The organism is Nonomuraea turkmeniaca, from assembly GCF_005889735.1.
In the GTDB taxonomy this organism is placed as follows: domain Bacteria; phylum Actinomycetota; class Actinomycetes; order Streptosporangiales; family Streptosporangiaceae; genus Nonomuraea; species Nonomuraea turkmeniaca.
This window is the reverse complement of record NZ_VCKY01000210.1, coordinates 1-19049: the sequence shown is the minus strand read 5'-3', so window position 1 is coordinate 19049 and position 19049 is coordinate 1. Positions and strand designations below refer to the sequence as shown.

The following is a 19049-nucleotide window of genomic DNA, read 5'->3' as shown; positions in this document are numbered from 1 at the left end:
CTGTGCTGCTACCTGCGCAAGGTGGAGCCGCTGGACCGGGCGCTGGCGTGGGCGGCCAACGGGCGGCGGCGGGTGACGCTGAGCGCGGGCGAGCAGACGTTTTTGGACACGGCGATCGCGCGGGGGCGGAGGCGGTCGCGCCGGCGCTGGGCAGCGGTGGCGGGGCTGTTGCCGGTGGTGCTGATCTTGGGACTCTGGCAGACGTTCTGGCAGCGGAACGACGCCGACGGGCGGCTCGAACAGGCGATGGCCAAGGTGGCGGCGTCCCGGGCGGAGGCGCTGCGGCCGGCCGACCCGGTCACGGCACGCAAGCTGAGTCTGGCCGCCTGGCGATTGGCGCCGATCCCGGAGGCGCGGCGGGCGCTGACGGCGGTGGACGCGGCGGTGGCGGTGTTCGCCGATCCCTGGGCGGGGCCGCGCTCGCTGCACGCCATCAGCGGCGACGGCGCCAGGCTGGCGGCGCTGGAGGAGAACACGCTGCGGGTGTACGACCTGGCGTCAGGCCGCGAGGTCGCCAGGACGGCCGGTCCCGTCCAGAGCGTACGGGCGATGGCCTGGTCGCCTGACGGCCGGACGCTGGCGCTGGTCGGGGTCGATCGCACGTACCTGTGGGACATCGCCTCCCCGAGCGTGGGTCCGCCCTTCGGCAGAGGGCTGGGGGCTCCTGGGGAGCAGGCGGCGTGGTTCAGCCCGGGCGGCGGGCTGCTGTTCGCGGCTGCCCGGCAGTCGGGCGAGCGGTGGGCGTGGGACCTGCGGGCGCGCCGGGCGGCGTTCGTGGGCGAGTACGCGGTGGTGGGGCCGGACGATCGGGTGGCACTGGTGTTCGCGGGCAGGCAGTCCGAGATCAGGCAGGCGGGCGGGCCGGGGTCGAGGGCGGCGTGGCTGGACCGGATGCCGTGGGAGTACACGACGTTCGCGCCGGACGGGCGGCGGGTGGCGATCGCCGAGGAGAGCGGGATCCAGATCTACGGGCTCGACGGGCTGCCCGTGCGGGACACGCGGTTGCGGCCGTCGCCCGGGCACCTGCGGTTCAGCGCTGACGGGCGACTGCTGGCCGGCACGGACAGCGATCACGTACGTGTCTGGCGCCTCTCCGACGGCGCGGCCCCCGCAGCCGGTGGCGCGCTGATCGTCGAACGGCCGGTGGCGGCGGCCGGCGTGGACCGTCCGGCGCAGGCCGTCTTCACCGCGGACGGCCGACGGGTACGGGTGCTGACCGGACGCGGCGTCGTTCTCACCATCGACCTCGAGCTCGAGCCGGCGCCTGCCGACCATGTCGCGCACGTCTGTTCCCGATACGGCGGGCTCTCCCCGCAGGAGTGGGCCACGCACCTGCCGGAATTGCCCTTCCGCGAGACCTGCTGAGCAGGCCCGGACCCACAGGCATCCGGCCGAGAGCGGAAGCCGGTGACCCTCTGCTGCGACCCTGCCCCTGTGCCGGTCGTAGTGCGATAGCACCCGGCGCTCACTGTGTGCCTGGGAAGCCGCTACCGCGATTCCAGCCAACGCCTCGGCCAGGCGGGCGGCGTTGACTGCAGGCCGATCCGGAGTCCGGGTATCGGGGGAAAGGACGACGATCGGGACGCGCCGCGCTGGGTGGTCCAGCCAGCCGGTCAGCTGGTCGAGTTCGTCACTGTCGATCAGCTGCGGGCCGGCTGCCAGCGGTATTGCTCCGTAAGACGGCGACAGGGAACCGGAGTTGGCCGACGCTCCCGGCCTGGTGAGCGACTTCCTGCTCCCGCACACAGGATTGTCGTTCAGCCGCACGCGTACCCGGCCGTGCTCCGCCTCGAAGGAGGGCGCTCCTTCGTCGGCCACGCTTGCCCAGGTCGTGAAACAGCGACGTAACCGGACACCAAGGTTCCCGTCTCCCCACGCCCGAGATGGCCTACGCGACCTGCGGGAGAGCGATCGAGGGCTTGATGCCGATCACCTCAACATCGATCTTGTGGTTACGCAGGACCGTGGCGATATGGGCGAGGGTGACCTGAGCGAACGGGAAGAGGGTGTCAGGGGTGAGCTCCCTGCCGCTCTTGAGCAGGACGACGAAGACCACCTTCTCCGGCACAAAGTCGTCCGGGATCTGCCTGCCGTTCGTCCTCGCGTTCTCGGCGAACTTCCGGCGGGCTTCGGCACTGCTGAGGAGCGTCTTCACGGACACGAGCCCCTGCATGAACAGGTGGCTCAGCGACTCGGCGCTCCAGGGGAACTTGACCATCAGCAGTTCGTTGCCGGGTCCGAGGATGTCGCAGACCTCGACGGGACCGCGCCGGCTCAGCGGGTTCCTCACGAACGTGCGATGCAGGTTGACGAAGCCGGGGCAGCTCATGGCGACCTCGGCGTTGAAGTCGTCCTCGTCCCGCCCGGGATCGTATGACGGCAGGGCCAGGGATGGCTCGGCCCGGAAGAGCGTGGCGATCTTCCGGCGCTGGCTGTTCACGTACTCTGCTCCGATCTCATACCAGGCGCCGTCGAGCAGGAAGTACCGATACTCTCCGAGGGAGATGGTCACCTCCAGCCAGTTGATCGCCGGAGCGTCGTCGAGGGCGGCCTGGCACTTCTCGTCCGCGTACAGGAACACCCGGCCGGTTCGCAGCGTCTCCACTCGCTGGCCGGGCAGTTGGAGGCGGGCACGCTGGAGGATCTCGGCGACCTCGAGAGCAGGCCGAGGGTTGAGGGCGACGCTGCCGACCTTGACCACGAAGGCCCGAGCCGCATCGTAGTCCGCCAGGCAGGTAGTGGGAACGGCCGGGCCAATCTGGTGGGCGAAGCCGTCCGGGCAACCCAGAAGGTCGTCCAGCTCGGCGTCCAGCCGAGCCTTGAGTTGCTTGCCAGTGACCGGCTGGATCCGCTCGGCGAAGGCGAGTTCCGGGTCGGGAGGCTCCTCCGCGCAGATCCTGGCGAGTTCCCTGATGTTCCGCACCAGGTCGTGGCCATACACGCCGAACCTGGCCGAGACACCCGTCCCCCCTTCCAGCCGCATCGGCCGCTTGCCACCGGCCCGCGAGTTCAACGTGAAACCGCGCGCCTGCCCGCCGATCCGGCGTACCACGTCGGTGTACTCCTCGATGCCCAGCATCCAGATCGGCGAGCCCGCCGGAGTCAGAGTCGAGTCGGTACGGCTTCCACCGAGTTCGCGGCGGACGAGTCCCTTGACCTTCGCCGGATCGAGGCAGCGCACGGCGAGGCTGAGGCCGAAGCGGTGGTCCTTGAGCTCGCTGGGGATCAATCGGTGCCCGGCGCCGAAACCCACCGCGTACACGTGACCGTCGATCACCAGGAGGATGAGCACCGCACCCGTGTGGTCGCCGTAGGGCAGGGGCATGCCCGCAGTGGTCGAGGCATCGTGGGCCCAGCTGGCGACATCCAGGTCGAAGGAGCCGTGGATGACGAGGGCGGGCACGCCGCCGATCTCTTTCGGCACAACCTCGGCATTGATCGCGTCGAGCTTGGCCGCGTCGAGGGCGTCGAACACGCCGTCGATCACGGGTTCGACGCCGATGAGGCGATACAGGGTTTGGTGACGGGTCTTGCGGGTCATGTCGATCTCTTTCTCGCGGTGATGAAGAGGTTCAGGGGAAGTTCGGGATGCAGGGACGGAGGGCCACTTGAAGGGCAAGCCTGAAAGCATCTCCAGGAGAGCATGACAGTGAAAGCACCGTCAATCGCTTTCCGAAGGTTCGTCTTGTGTCTACAGTGGATCCGTCAGTAACGTTGCTCAGTGCGACCGACCCTGGAAGAAGCGATGCCCCAGAGACCCGAGCAGGTGACCGCAGCCGACATCTCTCGGCTGGCCGGCGTGACCCGTGCGACGGTCAGCAACTGGCGACGCAGGCACGCCGACTTTCCCTTGCCGAGCGGCGGCACCGATGCGAGCCCTCTCTACGATCGGGCGGCGGTCGAGGCCTGGTTGTCAGGCAGGGGGCAGCTTCCCGCCACATCACCAGTGCGGGATCTGCGCACGTTCACGCGTGACCCCAATGACCTCTACGCGCTGAGCGCCCTGCTTCTCCCCTTGCTCAAGCTGAGCAACAGTGATCGAAGGGCACTAGACGACCTGGCCGACGCCGAGTTGATCGAACATGCCCGCATGCTGGTCGGCCGTGGCCATGCAGATCTGACCCTGCGCCCCGCACTGGTGCGCAGCCTCACCCGGGCGACGGCAACGACCAGTGTTGATGAGATCCTGGACACGCTGCTGGAGGTCGCTCCCGACGCCTCCGCACGTGGCACCTACCTCACTCCAGAGCCCGTAGCTGATCTCATGGCGGCCCTGTTGGCAGGCAATACCTATCCGGGTGCCGTCTTCGATCCCGCATGTGGAACAGGTGGGTTGTTGCTCGCGGCCGCTCGCCGGGGGGCTACTCGTCTCTTCGGACAGGATGTCTCGCCGGTCCGGGCCAACCAGGCTGCCGTCCGTATACGCGTTTCGCCAATCGAGGCCGATGCCGACATCCGCACAGGTGACAGCCTGAGAGCAGACGCGTTCTCCGATCTAACGGCTGAGGGAGTCCTGTGCAACCCCCCATACGCCGATCGAGACTGGGGGCACGAAGAGTTGGGTTATGACGCCCGTTGGGAGCACGGCGTCCCGCCCAAGGGCGAGTCAGAACTGGCCTGGGTCCAGCATTGCCTGGCTCACCTGGAGTATGGCGGCCTCGCCGTCATACTGCTCCCGCCTGCGGTGGCGGAGCGCCCAAGCGGTAGAAAGATTCGCGCCGAACTGATACGGCACAGCGCACTCAGGGCTGTCGTGGCACTTCCATCCGGAGTTGCGCCACCCTTGCACATCGGGCTTCACCTGTGGATTCTCCAGCGGCCTCTGATCGGGCGAGCCGACGCGCCGCCCTTTGTGCTCTTCATCGACGCCGGGCTGGATCGGGACACCATCGTCGACGTATGGCGAGACTACGCCGACGCGCCAAAGGATTTCACTGCGATTCCCGGCGTGGCGCGTGCCGTACCCGCCCTTGAACTTATCGACGTGGGGGTCGACCTCACCCCGGGCCGCCACGTGCGCCGACATACGGCAGCCGAACCTCTCTATCTGGCCGACGCTGCTGCCGCTGCCCGCCTGCGACTGCGTCGCGCGATCGACGCGCTGGCCGCGATGAGCAGCGGGGCTGAGTGGAAGGCGACCGGCGCGCAGGCCTCCACCTGGCGAACCGCCACCATCGCCGACCTGGTGAGAGGCGGAGCCGTAGGTTTGCACAAGGCCGCAATGATTTCCCGCGACAAACGGTCCACGTCCAGCGCTCCAGAGCCAGAAGGTGGAGGCGTGCGCGTCCTGACGGCCGGTGACGTGGCGGGGGGGCGTGCGGCCTCCGGCCGAGTCCCAGACAGTGCGCTCGCGGAACTGCTGCCGCTGAGGCGAGGCGACGTCGTCCTGCCGGAAATCCTGGACGAAGGCTCGAGTCTCGCGCGGGTTGTCGACGATGATGACGCCGCTACGGTGCTCGGGCCGAACCTTCACTTGATCCGCCCAGATCTGGAACGGCTGGACCCCTGGTTCCTCGCGGGATTCCTGTCCGCGGAAGACAACCTGAACGCCACATCCACTGGGACAACGATTGTCCGGGTAGACGCCCGCAAACTACGGATACCGTTGATGCCGCTGACGGAGCAACGCCGGTACGGCAGGGCCTTTCGCAGAATGGCCGCGCTGCGAAAAGCGGCAGATCTGGCGGTACGACTGGCCGAGGAGACCGCGCGGCAGCATGTCGCCGGCCTGACCAGCGGCGCTCTGCTCCCGCCCGGTGAATGAGAAAGGACGCACGTGAACCACGCCAAGGTCGCCGAACTCGTCAACCATGCCTGGTCTGTCGCAGATTTGCTCAGAGGCGACTACAAGCAGGCTGATTACGGCAAGGTCATCCTTCCCTTCACCGTGCTGCGCCGACTGGAATGCGTCCTAGAACCAACGAGAGACCGGGTCGTGGCCGAGGCCAAGAAGGTCAAGGAGATGGACCTGCACCCAGAGGAATGGTTCCTGTCCAAAGCCTCTGGACATCGCTTCTACAACACCAGCGGCTACACCCTCGCGAAGATCGCGAACGATCCCGATCATGCGGCCAGGCACCTGAACGCCTACATCGGCGCGTTCTCGCCGAACGCCCGCGAGGTGATGGAGAAGTACGAGTTCGCCCAACAGATCAAGAAGCTACACGAAGCCAAGCTTCTGTATCGCGTCGTAGGCCGCTTCGCGGATCTGGACCTGCGCCCCGTCGAAAGAGACGACAACGGCGAGGTCGTCAAGGACGAGGACGGCAACCCTGTCATTGTGGTCTCCAACCACGACATGGGCTACGCCTTCGAAGACCTCATCCGCCGCTTCGCGGAACAGTCCAACGAGACCGCCGGTGAGCACTTCACGCCGCGCGAGGTCATCGAACTCATGGTCAATCTTCTGGTCGGCTTTGATGACGATGCCTTGACCCTGCCTCAGACCAGCCGGAGGGTACTCGATCCCGCCTGCGGAACCGGCGGCATGTTGACCGCAGCCGAGGAGCACATCCATCGGTACAACGAGGACGCCAACGTCGAGGTCTACGGGCAGGAACTCAACCCCGAGTCCTGGGCCATCTGCCGCTCCGACCTGATGATCAAAGGACAGAACCCCGAGAACATCAAGTTCGGCAACTCCTTCAGTGACGACGGGCACAAAGGCAAGACCTTCGACTACCTGCTCGCCAATCCGCCGTTCGGTGTGGAGTGGAAGAAGGTCAAGGAGTTCGTGGAACGCGAACACGAACGAGAGGGAGAGAGCGGACGCTTCGGCGCCGGACTACCCCGCATCAACGACGGTTCCTTGCTCTTTCTCCAGCACATGCTCCACAAGAAGAAGCCGGTGGAGAAGGGCGGCAGCCGCATCGCCATCGTCTTCAACGGCTCGCCCCTCTTCACCGGAGCCGCCGAGTCGGGCGAGTCGAAGATCCGCCAGTGGATCCTGGAGAACGACTGGCTCGAAGGCATCGTCGCCCTGCCCGACCAGCTCTTCTACAACACCGGCATCTCCACCTACTTCTGGATTCTCACCAACAAGAAGAACCCTGACCACAAGGGCAAGGTCGTCCTGCTGGATGCCCGGGACTACTGGGCGAAGATGCGCAAGTCACTCGGCGACAAGCGCAAGTACCTCACCGAGGACCATATCGCCGAGATCACGCGGCTATACGGCGAAGCCGTCCACGTCGCTCAGGACCCGGAGCACCCGCTCCACAACAAGGTGAAGGTCTTCAAGAACCGGGATTTCGGCTACCACCGGATCACCGTGGAACGCCCGCTCAAACTCCGCTTCGAGGTGACCGAGGACACCCTGACCGCCGTCCGGGACTCGAGGTCCCTCGCCAAGCACGTGGACACGGCCGCGCTGGCCGATGTGTTCAAGCACCTAGTCGGGCAGAGTTGGGAGAAGAAACTGGCCGCCTTCGCGGCGATCCGTGAGGCCATGGCTTCGGGTGGAGTGCTCTGGCCGTCCAAGCAGCCGTTCCTCATTGCGTTGCGCGATGTGATCGGCGTCCGCGATCCGGAGGGTGAGGTGCAACTCCACAAGGGTGACCCAGAGCCGGACCCCGAGTTGCGGGACTACGAGAACGTGCCGCTGGACCAGGACGTCGAGGAATACGTGCAGCGCGAGGTGCATCCACACGTGCCGGACGCCTGGATCGACCACAGCAAGACCAAAGTCGGCTACGAGATCCCCTTCACCCGCCACTTCTACGTCCACAAGCCGCCGCGTCCGTTGGCAGAGATCGACGCCGAACTGAAGGCTCTGGAGGCCGAAATCCAGGAACTCCTCGGGGAGGTGACGGAGTGACAATCATGTCAGGATCGTGGATCCAGGCAGCACCCGGTCACTGGGAACGAGGCCGTATCAAGACCATGATCGGCAAGTCGGCTAATGGTGTATGGGGGGAAGACCCCCTTGAAGACGGGTCGGATATCTACTGCGTACGCGCCGCTGACTTTGAGCGGTCCCACCATCGGGTAAGTCAGAAGCATCTTCCAGCCCGCAGCGTTGCGCCAAGAGTTATTCGCCGACATCAACTGCATCGCGGTGATCTTATTCTTGAAAAATCGGGAGGAGGGGAAAAACAACCGGTCGGTATGGCTGTAATGTTTGACCTCGATATTGTCGCCGTCTGCTCGAATTTCTGCGCTCGGATCATCCCTGCGGAGGGAGTTGACTCGAGATTCCTCACATATGTGCTTGCTGCCGCCTATGGTCAAGGGTTGACGCAGAGCGCCATTAAACAGACTACTGGTATCCAGAATCTCGACACTGAGGCATTCTTTGGATCTCCATGGGCCTACCCGAAGCTGGACGAGCAGCGGCGCATCGCGGAATTCCTCGATGCTGAGACCGCGCGCCTTGATCGCATCATGAATCTTCGTCGTGAGCAAGCCGCGCTCACCGAGGAGCGTACTATTGCGAGGATCTTCAACACGCTGCGGGGCACTGAGATCGACGAAGATAGAAAGCCGAGTGGTCTTGATTGGCTCGGCGACATTCCGGCCAGTTGGCCTGTAATTCGGGTTTCCACTGAATTTGATGTTCAGTTGGGAAAGATGCTGAATCAGGAACGAGTCACAGGGGAATATCTACGCCCCTATCTCCGGGTGGTCAATGTACAATGGGATCGTATCGATACCGACGACCTAGTGGAGATGAACTTCCCGCCGGGTGAGAAGCGGCGATATGAGATTCTCCCTGGTGATCTGCTCATCAACGAGGGCGGCTCCTTCCCTGGACGAGCGGCAATCTGGGATGGCCGGATCCCGGAGATTTACTACCAGAAGGCGCTGCACCGAGCCCGATCGCGAGGGCGTAGCTCTGTGCGCTGGTTCTACTATTGTCTGCGCCTGGCGCTAGAGCTCAAGGTCTTCGAGATTGAAGGCAATAGCACGACTATGACCCATCTAACCGGTGAGCAACTAGCCGCTCACCGTTTCCCCTTTCCCGAGCGAAATGTGCAGGATCAGCTCACTCGGGAGTTGGACGCTGTAATCAGCAATGAGCGAGCACTTCTTCGCATCGCCGAGAATCAAGTTCAGCTGTTGAAAGAGCGCCGACAGGTGCTGATCACGGCGGCGGTCACCGGGCAGGTCGATGTGTCGTCCGCCAGTGGGCGAGGGATTGAAGTGCCATGAGCAGCACACCTGAGACGGCGTCGCCGTTCATCTTCCGGGTCCGAGTGCGGGGGTTCCGGTCTATCGCCGAATGTGACGTCCGACTGGGGCCGCTCACTGTCCTGGCTGGGTTCAACGCGGCCGGCAAGTCGAACTTCCTGGACGTCCTGCGATTCGTGTCCGATGCGTTGGGCACGTCCCCGGGCAGAGCGCTGGCAGCCCGAGGGGGGCTGGACCGCGTGCTGTGTCACGCGCCCGAGGCGGGGGTGATTGCCGAAGCCTTCTCGATCGACCTTGACCTGCGGCTGAGCGACGAGGAAGGGCGGCCTGTCGGCGCTACTTACGGCCTTGAGATCGGCAGGGGCAAGACCGAGCGAGCCGCCCCTGTGCTCCTCAAGGAGCAATGCAGAGTCGAACTGGCCGACGGCGCCACGGAGTGGTTCTTGTCGACTCCGGAGAAGTTCACTGGCAGCGCGCTGATCTATTCGGGTGAGCGCGCCGCGCAGAAGAACCGTGACCGGCTCTTCCTCCCCGCGTCGGTATTCGACACTCCCTTCCGTGCGGTGGAAACAGCACTCCTGGGAATGCGGTTCTACGAATTCGACACCGAAACCCTCCGGGGGATCGACGACGATACCGAGCGACACACGGTGCTGGGGCCAAGAGGCGAACATCTCGGTCATGTCCTCGGTGCCCTGGCGGAGTCGGCTCCCGAAGTCAAGGACTACGTAGATACGTCCGTGCGCGCAATCGTTCCACAGTGCCTCGGGGTAGACGAACGGCGGGAAGGCGAATTCTCTACAGTCCAGGCGCGGTTTTGGGCGGGTGATCCCGTTCTCGGGTTCTGGACCGCGGCGGGCACTCCAGCCGCTGACGAAGGCCAACCGCATGTCCAGGTGTTCCGGCGGCAGGAACTCTCCGATGGGACACTTCGGGCAGCGGGAGTGGTGGTCGCTCTAGCCCAGCCCGGGGTGCTCACCGGAGACATCTCTCTGGTGGCCATCGAGGAACCAGAGATCGCCATCCACCCGGCCAATGTCGGAGCACTCTTCGGTGACATGCACGCCGCCTCCACGCGGACACAGGTGATCGTCACGACGCAAAGCTCAGACCTGCTGGACAGCGAGGAGATCAAACCTGATCATCTACGGATCGTGGAGATGCACAGGGGAGTCAGCGTCATCGGTGAGCTTGATGAGCACACGAAGACCTATCTCGGCAGCACCAAGCCCCCGGGTCCCTTGCCTGACATGCACCGGCAGGGGCAACTTCGCCCCGCGAACGCTCCAGAGGAGCGGCCGTGACCTCGCCCAGAATCGGTGTCATCGTGGAGGGGCACGGTGAGGTCAAGGCCGTCCCTGTCCTGCTCACGCGGCTCGTCTCCGAGTTGCTCCCCAACCCGTGGCCGACATTTCTCCGGCCCTTCCGCGAGAGCAGGGATGCGCTGGTCGCCGTGGGCGGGATCGAACGGGCTGTCGACGATCTGCTGTCCCGGCACCAGGCGCTGACCGGGCTTCTCGCGCTCATCGACGGTGACGACGACTGCCCCGCCACGCTGGGGCCGGAGCTGCTGACGCGAATCGAAGCGCATCGACCGGGGCTTCGGGCCGCCGTGGTACTGGCCCACCGAGAGTATGAAGCCTGGTTCCTCGCCGCGGCCCCATCGCTCAGCGGGCATGGCGGCTTAAATGACGACCTTCACGTTCCGCCGGAACCGGAAGGGGTTCGCGGCTGCAAGGAGTGGCTGAGCAAGCATCGTCCACGGCATCTGCCGTACGACCCCGTGGACCATCAGGCGGGGCTCTCAGCGACCTTCGACCTGGCCATGGCCAGGAAGAACTCGCCCTCTTTCGACAAGTTCTGGCGCGACGTCGAGTTCCTGATCACCGGGAAGAGGTAGATCCGCATGAGCCCCATTCACCACGAGTCGGTGTTCGGTGACGCCATCGTCTCCTCGATGGTCGAGAACGACTGGCAACTCGGGCCGAGCAACGACTACCGGCCAGAGCTGGGTCTATGTACAGGCGACTTATTCACGTTCATTGGTGCTACGCAGGTTGCGGAGTGGAATGAGCTGGTCGGCGCGTACGGGAACGACGCCGACGCGGCCCAGGCGGGGTTCGTCAGGCGACTCGATCAGGCGATCGCTCACGAGGGTCTGGTCGAAGTGCTGCGCAAGGGGGTCAAGGATCGCGGTGTGCGGATCCAGGTGGCCTACTTCAAGCCGTCCCTGGTGACCTCACCGGAAGTGTTGTCCGGCTACCACGCCAACAGGTTGACCGTGGTGCGCGAGCTGGAGTATGCCACCAAACAGGCTGACAGGGGCAACCGCCTTGATCTGGCGCTGTTCCTCAATGGCATCCCCGTGGCGACCGCGGAGCTGAAGAACCCGCTCACCCGCCAGGGCGTGGAGGAGGCCAAACAGCAGTACCGCTCCCTGCGTGACCCGTCGGAGCTGATCTTCTCGCGCCGGGTGGTGGCCAACTTCGCGGTCGATCCCGACCTGGTCTTCGTCACGACCCGGCTGCGCGGGGACAAGACAGCTTTCCTGCCGTTCAACCAGGGATCGGCAGGACCTGGTAAGCCCGGTGGCGCGGGCAATCCGAGCCCCACCAAGCCGGGCAGGTACGCCACCTCCTACCTGTGGGAAGAGGTCTGGCAGCGGGACAACTGGCTCGATCTGCTGGAGCGTTTCGTCCACGTGCACCGGGAGAAGGGCTCCGACGGACGGACCGCCAAGCGAGTGATCTTCCCTCGTTACCATCAGTGGCACGCCGTACGCACGCTGACCGATCATGTCGCACGCCACGGCGCCGGCCGAAACTACCTGATCATGGCTTCTGCTGGGTCAGGCAAGTCGAACACGATTGCCTGGCTAGGGCATCGGCTGTCGTCGTTGCACACGCCTACCGATGTGGCCGCGCTCGATCCTGAGGCGGTCGCGGCGGGGCTGAAGCCCGGGGTCCCGGTCTTCGACAAGGTCATCATCATCACCGATAGGCGCAATCTCGACGCCCAGCTCAGGGAGACAGTCGGCAGTTTCGAGCAGACCGCTGGTCTTGTGGTGCCGATCGACGAGAAGCGTGGGGCGAAATCCGAGCAACTCGCAGCAGCGCTGTCCCGGGAAAGCGGCAAGATCATCACCGTTACGTTGCAATCGTTCCCTGCACTTATGGACTACCTGCGGCGCACGCCCACTGAGATCAAGGGCCGCAACTTCGCGATCATCGTGGACGAGGCGCACTCCTCGCAGTCCGGCGACGCTGCCGCCGCGGTCCGTGACGCTCTGCGTGACCTGGGCCTGGACGCCGACTCCGAAGAAGCCGGAGCGACCAGTGCAACTGCCATACCGGACAGCACGGATGCCAAGCTTAAGGCAAGGGCTGCGCGGCGAGGGATGAGCCGCAACCTGTCGTACTTCGCCTTCACCGCCACACCAAAGGCAAAGACGCTGGAGTTGTTCGGCGTCCTTGGCGGCGACGGGGTCTACCGGCCGTTCCACACCTACGCGATGAAGCAGGCCATCGAGGAGGGCTTCATCCTGGACCCACTCGCGAACTACGTCACTTACAAGGCGTTCTACAAGCTGGCGAGCCGGGATGCCGAGGACCGCGAGGTCGATCCGGCCAAGGCGAACCCCCTGCTGGCCCGCTACGCCCATACTCATGAAACGAACGTGGCGCAGCACGCGCAAATCATCGTGGAGCATTTCCGCGCCCACACCGCCGGACGCCTCGGAGGCAGGGCCAAGGCGATGGTGGTGACCGGATCTCGGTACAGCGCCGTGCAGACGGCTCGGGCGATCAAGCGCTACATCGGCGACTTGGGTTATAGGGGCATTGGGGTTCTGGTGGCTTTCTCAGGAACCTTGGAATACGACGGCGAGGAGACCAGCGAGTCCAAAGAGAATGGCGGGCTGCCGGAGTCCGCCCTGCCTAAGGCATTCGCCTACTGCCGGGCAGATGACAGAGCCGAATCAGGCCGGCCCGAGTACCGGATCCTGGTGGTCGCGGAGAAATACCAGACCGGCTTCGACCAGCCACTGTTGACCACCATGTACGTCAACAAGGCGCTGACGGGGATCAACGCGGTCCAGACGCTGTCGCGGCTGAATCGGACCAGGGACCGTAAGGAGCAGAGCGACCTGGCAGCGCTCGACTTCGTCAACAAGGCCGACGTCATCCAGGACGCTTTCCGGCCCTACTACGAGGAGGCGGCCGCATTCCCGACCGATCCGAACCTGCTGTACGTTACGCAGACCAGGGTGATGTCCCCGCCCGTGCTGGTCGAATCGGAGATGCGCGACTTCGCCACCGCCTACCTGGCCGCCGAAGAGCGTGCTGGAGGCGATCAGGGTAAGTGGGCAAAGCTCCACGCTGAGTTGTACCGGCACCTCGCGCCGGCCTGCGAGCGGTTCGCCAGGCTGCTGAACAGCGAGGATGAGGAGGAGCAGCAGGCGGCGGAGGACTTCCGCGCCGACCTGACCGACTACGTCCGCAAGTACGCCTTCCTCTCCCAGATCATCCCTTACAGCGACGCGGAGCTGGAGCGGCTGTACCTGTTCGGACGGCATCTGCTGAATCGCTTGGAGCGACGTGCCGACGGCAGCGTGGACATCGGCGAGGTCGATCTCACGCACCTGCGGGTGGAGAAGACGGGGGAATACGACCTCAGCCTCACCTCCGAGGGCCCGGCGGTGCTCAAGGGATTCGGCGACGGTACGGCAGGGGCAAAGGAACCGGAGAAAACGCCATTGTCGGAACTGATCGACAAGTTCAACGAGCGATTCGGGACAGAGTTCACCGAGCAGGACCTCATCAAGCCATTCGAGGAAGCGATCAAGGATGAGAAGGTCAAACTCGCGGCCGTCGCCAACGTCGACGAGGAGAACTTCGGCATCGTCTTCGACGGTGTCTTCCAGGACAAGATGATGGAGCACTTCGACACCATCGCCGACCTGGGGCGCAAGTACTTTGGCCCGGATCCCGACTTCCGCAGTTCGCTCAATCGCAGCGCACGCAGCGCGGCCTGGAGTCTTATCCGCCGTCAGCAGGGAATCGTGGACGACGTCGCGTGAAGCGTCGCATGCCTCGGCAGTGTTCTGGGAATCGCATCAAGGTAATGAGCGATTCTCGGGACAGCGGCGAGCTCAAGAGATCACACTGGTTGCATAAAACTGGACAAGCGATGAGATAGCCGGGGGATCGGTGCAGTCGCGGACGGTCGGCAAGCGCTACGAGCTCGTGGAGGAGATCAGCTCCGGGGCGATGGGCCAGGTGTGGCGTGGGTACGACACCATCCTTGACCGCGAGGTCGCGATCAAACAGATCCTCCCGGGAATAGCCTCAACGGCCGAACATGCGGAGGTGCTGGCCAAACGGTTCCGGCGGGAGGCCCGAATCACCGCTCGCATCGGTCACCACGGTGTCCCCCAGGTGCACGACGCGGTCCTGGACAACGACTTCAGCCGCCTCTACCTGGTGATGGAGTTCGTCCGCGGCACGCCTCTCACCGCGTTCATCTCCGCGGACGACCCGCTGCCCATCTCCTGGGCAGCGGCAGTGGTGGCCCAGATCTGTACCGTCCTGTCGCATGCACACGCGATTCCGGTCGTGCACCGAGACTTGAAGCCCGACAACGTCGTCGTTGCCGAGGACGGGACCGTCAAGGTCCTGGACTTCGGGATTGCCGCGATCTTGCGAACCGATGTCACCAGACTCACCGCGACGGGCGCGCTTATGGGCACGACCCGCTACATGTCCCCGGAGCAGGTGCAGGCAGTACAGGTCACTCCGCAGAGCGACCTATATGCCGTCGGCTGCATTCTGCACGAGCTGGTGACGGGGAATCCGGTCTTCGCGGACGGGCCCGCACTGATGCGGCAACATCTGTTCGAAACGCCTCCTCGGCTTCGACAGCTTCGCCCTGATGTGCCATCCGAGTTGGAGAACCTCACTCTGGATCTGCTGGAGAAGTTGCCCGAGCGACGCCCCGCCGATGCCCAGACAATCTTCGAGAGACTGATCCCCTTCCTCCCCGCGCGCGGATCTCAACCTGGCGACTCCGAGCGCTCGCCGAGCAGGATCCCGGACCCCACGGGTCCCTACCGCAACCCATGCGCGCCACGTTCCCGGCCGGAGCAGGTGTTGACGGAACTCCTCGACGAAGACGCCATTTCCGCCGACCAGGCGCTCGCCTCCATCAAGGTCGCTCTCGAGCAGTCCAACGAACTCTTGGACGAAGAGCGCTTCGCGCAGGCCGCCGATGAGCTCGCCTCGGTGCTGAAGTCTGCTGCCGACGCTTTGGGTACAGACAATCGGCGGGTGCTGCTCCTCCGCCAGCGCCGCGCCGCGATTCTCGTGATCGGTGGTGACTTCCGGCGCGCTCTACCGGAATTCGATCGACTGGCCAAGGCGTATGCAAGAGTGGCCGGACCTGGCGACATCGAGACCTTGGAATGCCGACGGCAGGCCGCCCTGTGCCGAGCCGAGCTCGGCGAGGGGGCGGCGGCGCTCGACGAACTCCGGCAGGTGCTGGCGCGTCACCAGGCGGTCAAGGGCGACGGCGACGAGACAGTGCTCACCACACGCCGCGACATCGGCGCTCTGCTGGCCACGGAAGGGCGCTCCGACGAGGCTCTCGCCGTCTTGGAGCCGCTCTACCACGACCTGTGCATCATCTACTCTCCGAATGATCCGCTAGCCGTGGAAGTGCGGGAACTCCTGGCTCGGCTGCGTCTCACGAACGGCTGAGATGGAGGTCAAGGGAGAGGGGGCACGCCCAAGAGACTACAGACGTAGTGCGGGAGGGAGTCCTGAGATGCCCAGGGCTGTAGTGATCGGCGGCGGAATCGCGGGCTGACCAGCGGGATCGCGCTGCAGCGCAACTGGGTGGGACGTGACCGTGCTGGAGCGAGCACCCAAGATCCATCCGGTGGGGATGGACGCCGACGAAGGCATCGTGCGTACCGAGAATGGCGACCTTCGGGCGGATCTCGTCGTGGCCGCCGACGGCATTCACTCGAAGGTCCGGCGGGCGCTCTTTCCTGTACACCCTGGTCCGGCGTACTCCGGGGTATGGAACTGCTGGTGTTACGGCCAGGGTGTGGATGTGACGGCATCCGCGTGAGCAAGGGCGGCCCTTTTGTAAGGCGCTGTGGCATCAGCATCAGGGAGCCCTGTCGGCTTCTGCCCAGTCGGGCGGGTCGTGGATGAGCTTACCGACCCGTATCGCGCGTATGTTCTATCCGATAGGGTCAACCCTTAGTATGGTTACGGTCACATACTGTAAAGATCCTTGGGGGCAGGTGTAGGTCATGCGGGCATGCCCGTTCGGTTGCGATCCGCAGGCGCCGACCGTGTGGTGCGCCCGTCGGCCGCCCACGGACCGCGCTGCCAGAGGGCTGTGCCGGCATCGAGCGGGAGGGCGTCGCGCGTGACTGAGCTGCGCCCGATCGAGGCGCCGTTCGTCGCTCCCGGCCCGTCCGGGGTGGCCGTCCGTGACCGGCTCAAGAACCTCACGGTCGAGGACGAGCAGGTGCTGCGCCTGGTGGGCGCGCATCTGGGCGCGCTGGCCTCGGGCGATCTGAAGACGCGGTGCGCTGATGGGCTGGAGCACGACAACCAGACGTGGGCGGCGCGCAAACGCGGGCTGACCGAGCTGTCGTCGTCGCGCTGGGCCGGGACCATCACCAAGGCCAGCCACGACCAGTGGGTGCTGGCCCGCCGCTGCCAGGCCGCGCACATCGCCGATCTGGAGGCCGGGATCGCCACCATCGGGCATCGGCTGTCGCTCCCGGTGGGTGAGAAGGGAACTCGGAAGGCGCCGGGCGGATACCGCTCCCGGCAGGAGTGGCACGCCAAGAGTCGCCGCCTGCGCGTGTTGCAGGACCGGCTGCAGCGTGAGCGGGCCGACCAGCAGGCCGGGATCGTGCACATCGTGCGGGGCGGCAAACGTCTGGTCTGCACCCGGCACCATCTGGACGCCGCCGGCCTGACCGAGGCCGAATGGCGGCACACGTGGGAGGCCGCACGCTGGTTCCTGGCCGCGGACGGTGAGTCCGGCAAGCGGTACGGTAACGAGACCATCCGTATCACCCCCGACGGGGAGGTGTCGATCCGGCTGCCCGCCCCGCTGGCGCACCTGGCCAACGCGCCGCACGGCCGCTACGTCCTCGCCTGCCGGGTGGGCTTCGCGCAGCGGGGCAGCGAATGGGCCGATCGGATCGAGGCCAACCGAGCCGTCGCCTACCGCATCCATCTGGATGTGCGGCGCGGGTGCTGGTACATCACCGCCTCCTTGCAGATACCACCGGCCCCGGCCATCCCCCTGCAGGCCGCCCTCGCGCACGGCGTGATCGGCGTGGACACCAACGCCGACCACCTGGCCGCCTGGCGCCTGGACAGTCACGGCAATCCGATCGGCAACCCCCGCCGTTTCTCCTACGACCTGAGCGGCTCGGCTGAGCACCGCGACGCTCAGGTCCGCCATGCGCTGACCCGGCTGCTGCACTGGGCGAAAGCCTGCGGCGTGAGCGCGATCGCCATCGAAGACCTGAACTTCCGGGCGGAGAAGACCCGGGAGAAGCACGGCCGCCGCAAACGGCTCCGGCAGCTCATCTCGGGCATGCCCACCAGCAGGCTCCGCGCCCGGCTGACCGCGATGGCCGACGCCACCGGCATCGTAATCATCGCCGCCGATCCGGCCTACACCAGCCGGTGGGGTGCTCAACACTGGCAAACGCCCCTCACCAGCAATACCCGCACGACCACCCGCCACGACGCCGCCGCCGTGGCGATCGGCAGACGCGCCCTTGGGCACCCGATCCGGCGACGGACGGCACCGCCCCGCACCCACCAGAGCGATGGAAGCGGGCATCGGACCGTCCAGGCCGCACCGGGCACCCTGGGGCGTGAGGAAACCCGCCGCCCCGTCACGGACCGTGCACACGATGCACCCGCCCGGGCGAGGAGAACAGGAACGCGGGCGACCAGCGCATCCAACACCGTTCGGGATGCGCGCAGTACCGGGACGTGGGTCCAACACTCACTCCTGGACACTGCTTAGGAACGGTTACGGCCTGGCGGGGTCTCACTAGGGGAGATCCGGGGCACGGAGAGCTGGGGCAAGGGGCTCGTGTTCGGCGTCATGCCGCTGGCCGACGACCTCGTGTACGTGTACGCGACCGATGTGCTGCCCGCGGGCACCGTGTTCGGGGACGAGCGGGAGGAACTGGTGCGGAGGTTCGGGGACTGGCATGAACCGATCCCCGCGCTGCTGCGGGCCGCCGATCCCGGAATGATCATCCGGAACGACGTCTACTCCTTCGACACGCCGCTGCCCGCCTTCCACCGGGGGAAGGTGGCGCTGGTAGGGGACGCCGCGCACGCGATGACGCCGAATCTGGGGCAGGGCGCCTGCCAGGCGATCGAGGACGCGATCGTGCTCGCCCACGTCGTCGGGCACGCCCAAAGGAACAAGGGCGGCGATGCGGCCGCGGGTGCTCTTCGCGCCACCGGTGGAGCCGAGGCCCCGGGCGGGCCGGCGCCGCGATCGGCCGGCGAGCACCTCGACGCCTACAGCGCCGCTCGGCTGGGGCGGACGTCGAAGGTCGTGCGGCAGTCGATGAGCATCTGCAGGATGACCAAGGTCCGTAACCCGGTCGCGGTCCGGCTGCGGGATCTCGGGATGTCCCTGGCCGCCCGGACCATGCCGGACATGATGTTGCGGTCCATGGATGAGGTGCTGAGCTGGCGTCCGCCGGTGGGGGCCACGGACGGGGACGAGCGCCATCGGGCCGAAGGGCGCTGATCGGCTCGGCTGTGGCCGCCGATCCGGCAGCAGGTGCCATGCGCCCGGTCAGGTGGCGTCCGAGGTGGCTGTCACCGGGTGCGGGGACGGGACCGGGGGAACCTCGACCG

General features: G+C 65.7%; 12 protein-coding genes. 11 read left to right on the top strand and 1 reads right to left on the bottom strand.

Annotated features, from left to right (window positions below):
- Positions 1 to 1365: WD40 repeat domain-containing protein (locus tag ETD86_RS55925; protein WP_211370643.1), on the top strand; the 1365-nt coding region annotated here is incomplete at its 5' end.
- Between the two features lie 523 nt (positions 1366 to 1888).
- Here the strand turns inward: ETD86_RS55925 and ETD86_RS41580 are convergent.
- A complete protein-coding gene (locus ETD86_RS41580; RefSeq protein WP_170223538.1) occupies positions 1889 to 3541 on the bottom strand; it encodes a DUF6119 family protein in 1653 nt (550 codons plus the stop codon).
- Between the two features lie 180 nt (positions 3542 to 3721).
- Here ETD86_RS41580 and ETD86_RS41575 point away from each other — a divergent pair, with 180 nt between their 5' ends.
- From ETD86_RS41575 to ETD86_RS41530, 10 genes are all read left to right on the top strand, one after another.
- Positions 3722 to 5764, top strand: a complete 2043-nt coding sequence (locus tag ETD86_RS41575; protein ID WP_246149053.1) for an N-6 DNA methylase — start codon at positions 3722 to 3724, stop codon at positions 5762 to 5764.
- A 12-nt stretch (positions 5765 to 5776) separates the two neighbouring features.
- Complete coding sequence (locus tag ETD86_RS41570; protein WP_138672132.1) at positions 5777 to 7816, top strand: type I restriction-modification system subunit M; 2040 nt, start codon at positions 5777 to 5779, stop codon at positions 7814 to 7816.
- A 65-nt stretch (positions 7817 to 7881) separates the two neighbouring features.
- Positions 7882 to 9150, top strand: coding sequence for a restriction endonuclease subunit S (locus ETD86_RS41565; protein ID WP_170223537.1), 1269 nt, complete (start codon positions 7882 to 7884; stop codon positions 9148 to 9150).
- Complete coding sequence (locus ETD86_RS41560; protein WP_138672130.1) at positions 9147 to 10433, top strand: AAA family ATPase; 1287 nt, start codon at positions 9147 to 9149, stop codon at positions 10431 to 10433. Before ETD86_RS41565 ends, ETD86_RS41560 begins: the two co-directional genes overlap by 4 nt.
- The gene (locus tag ETD86_RS41555; protein WP_138672129.1) at positions 10430 to 11029 is read left to right on the top strand and encodes a DUF4276 family protein; all 600 of its coding nucleotides are present in this window, start codon (positions 10430 to 10432) and stop codon (positions 11027 to 11029) included. The genes ETD86_RS41560 and ETD86_RS41555 overlap by 4 nt, the downstream gene beginning before the upstream one ends.
- A gap of 6 nt (positions 11030 to 11035) precedes the next feature.
- Positions 11036 to 14206: a type I restriction endonuclease subunit R gene (locus ETD86_RS41550; RefSeq protein WP_138672128.1), complete on the top strand. Its 3171-nt coding sequence runs from the start codon at positions 11036 to 11038 to the stop codon at positions 14204 to 14206.
- 130 nt (positions 14207 to 14336) lie between these two features.
- Positions 14337 to 15881, top strand: a complete 1545-nt coding sequence (locus tag ETD86_RS41545) for a serine/threonine-protein kinase (RefSeq protein WP_138672127.1) — start codon at positions 14337 to 14339, stop codon at positions 15879 to 15881.
- Between the two features lie 145 nt (positions 15882 to 16026).
- Complete coding sequence (locus ETD86_RS41540) at positions 16027 to 16257, top strand: hypothetical protein (protein ID WP_138672126.1); 231 nt, start codon at positions 16027 to 16029, stop codon at positions 16255 to 16257.
- 306 nt (positions 16258 to 16563) lie between these two features.
- On the top strand, positions 16564 to 18195 hold the full coding sequence (locus ETD86_RS41535; protein WP_138672125.1) for an IS200/IS605 family element transposase accessory protein TnpB: 1632 nt from the start codon (positions 16564 to 16566) through the stop codon (positions 18193 to 18195).
- A 69-nt stretch (positions 18196 to 18264) separates the two neighbouring features.
- Complete coding sequence (locus ETD86_RS41530) at positions 18265 to 18939, top strand: FAD-dependent monooxygenase (protein WP_281287049.1); 675 nt, start codon at positions 18265 to 18267, stop codon at positions 18937 to 18939.
- Positions 18940 to 19049: the final 110 nt, after the last annotated feature.

What these genes read in the sequence shown, in the direction of transcription:
- ETD86_RS41580 (WP_170223538.1), bottom strand. Translation starts at nt 3,541, where the DNA reads ATGACCCGCAAGACCCGTCACCAAACCCTGTATCGCCTCATCGGCGTC.
- ETD86_RS41560 (WP_138672130.1), top strand. Translation starts at nt 9,147, where the DNA reads ATGAGCAGCACACCTGAGACGGCGTCGCCGTTCATCTTCCGGGTCCGA.
- ETD86_RS41565 (WP_170223537.1), top strand. Translation starts at nt 7,882, where the DNA reads ATGATCGGCAAGTCGGCTAATGGTGTATGGGGGGAAGACCCCCTTGAA.
- ETD86_RS41550 (WP_138672128.1), top strand. Translation starts at nt 11,036, where the DNA reads ATGAGCCCCATTCACCACGAGTCGGTGTTCGGTGACGCCATCGTCTCC.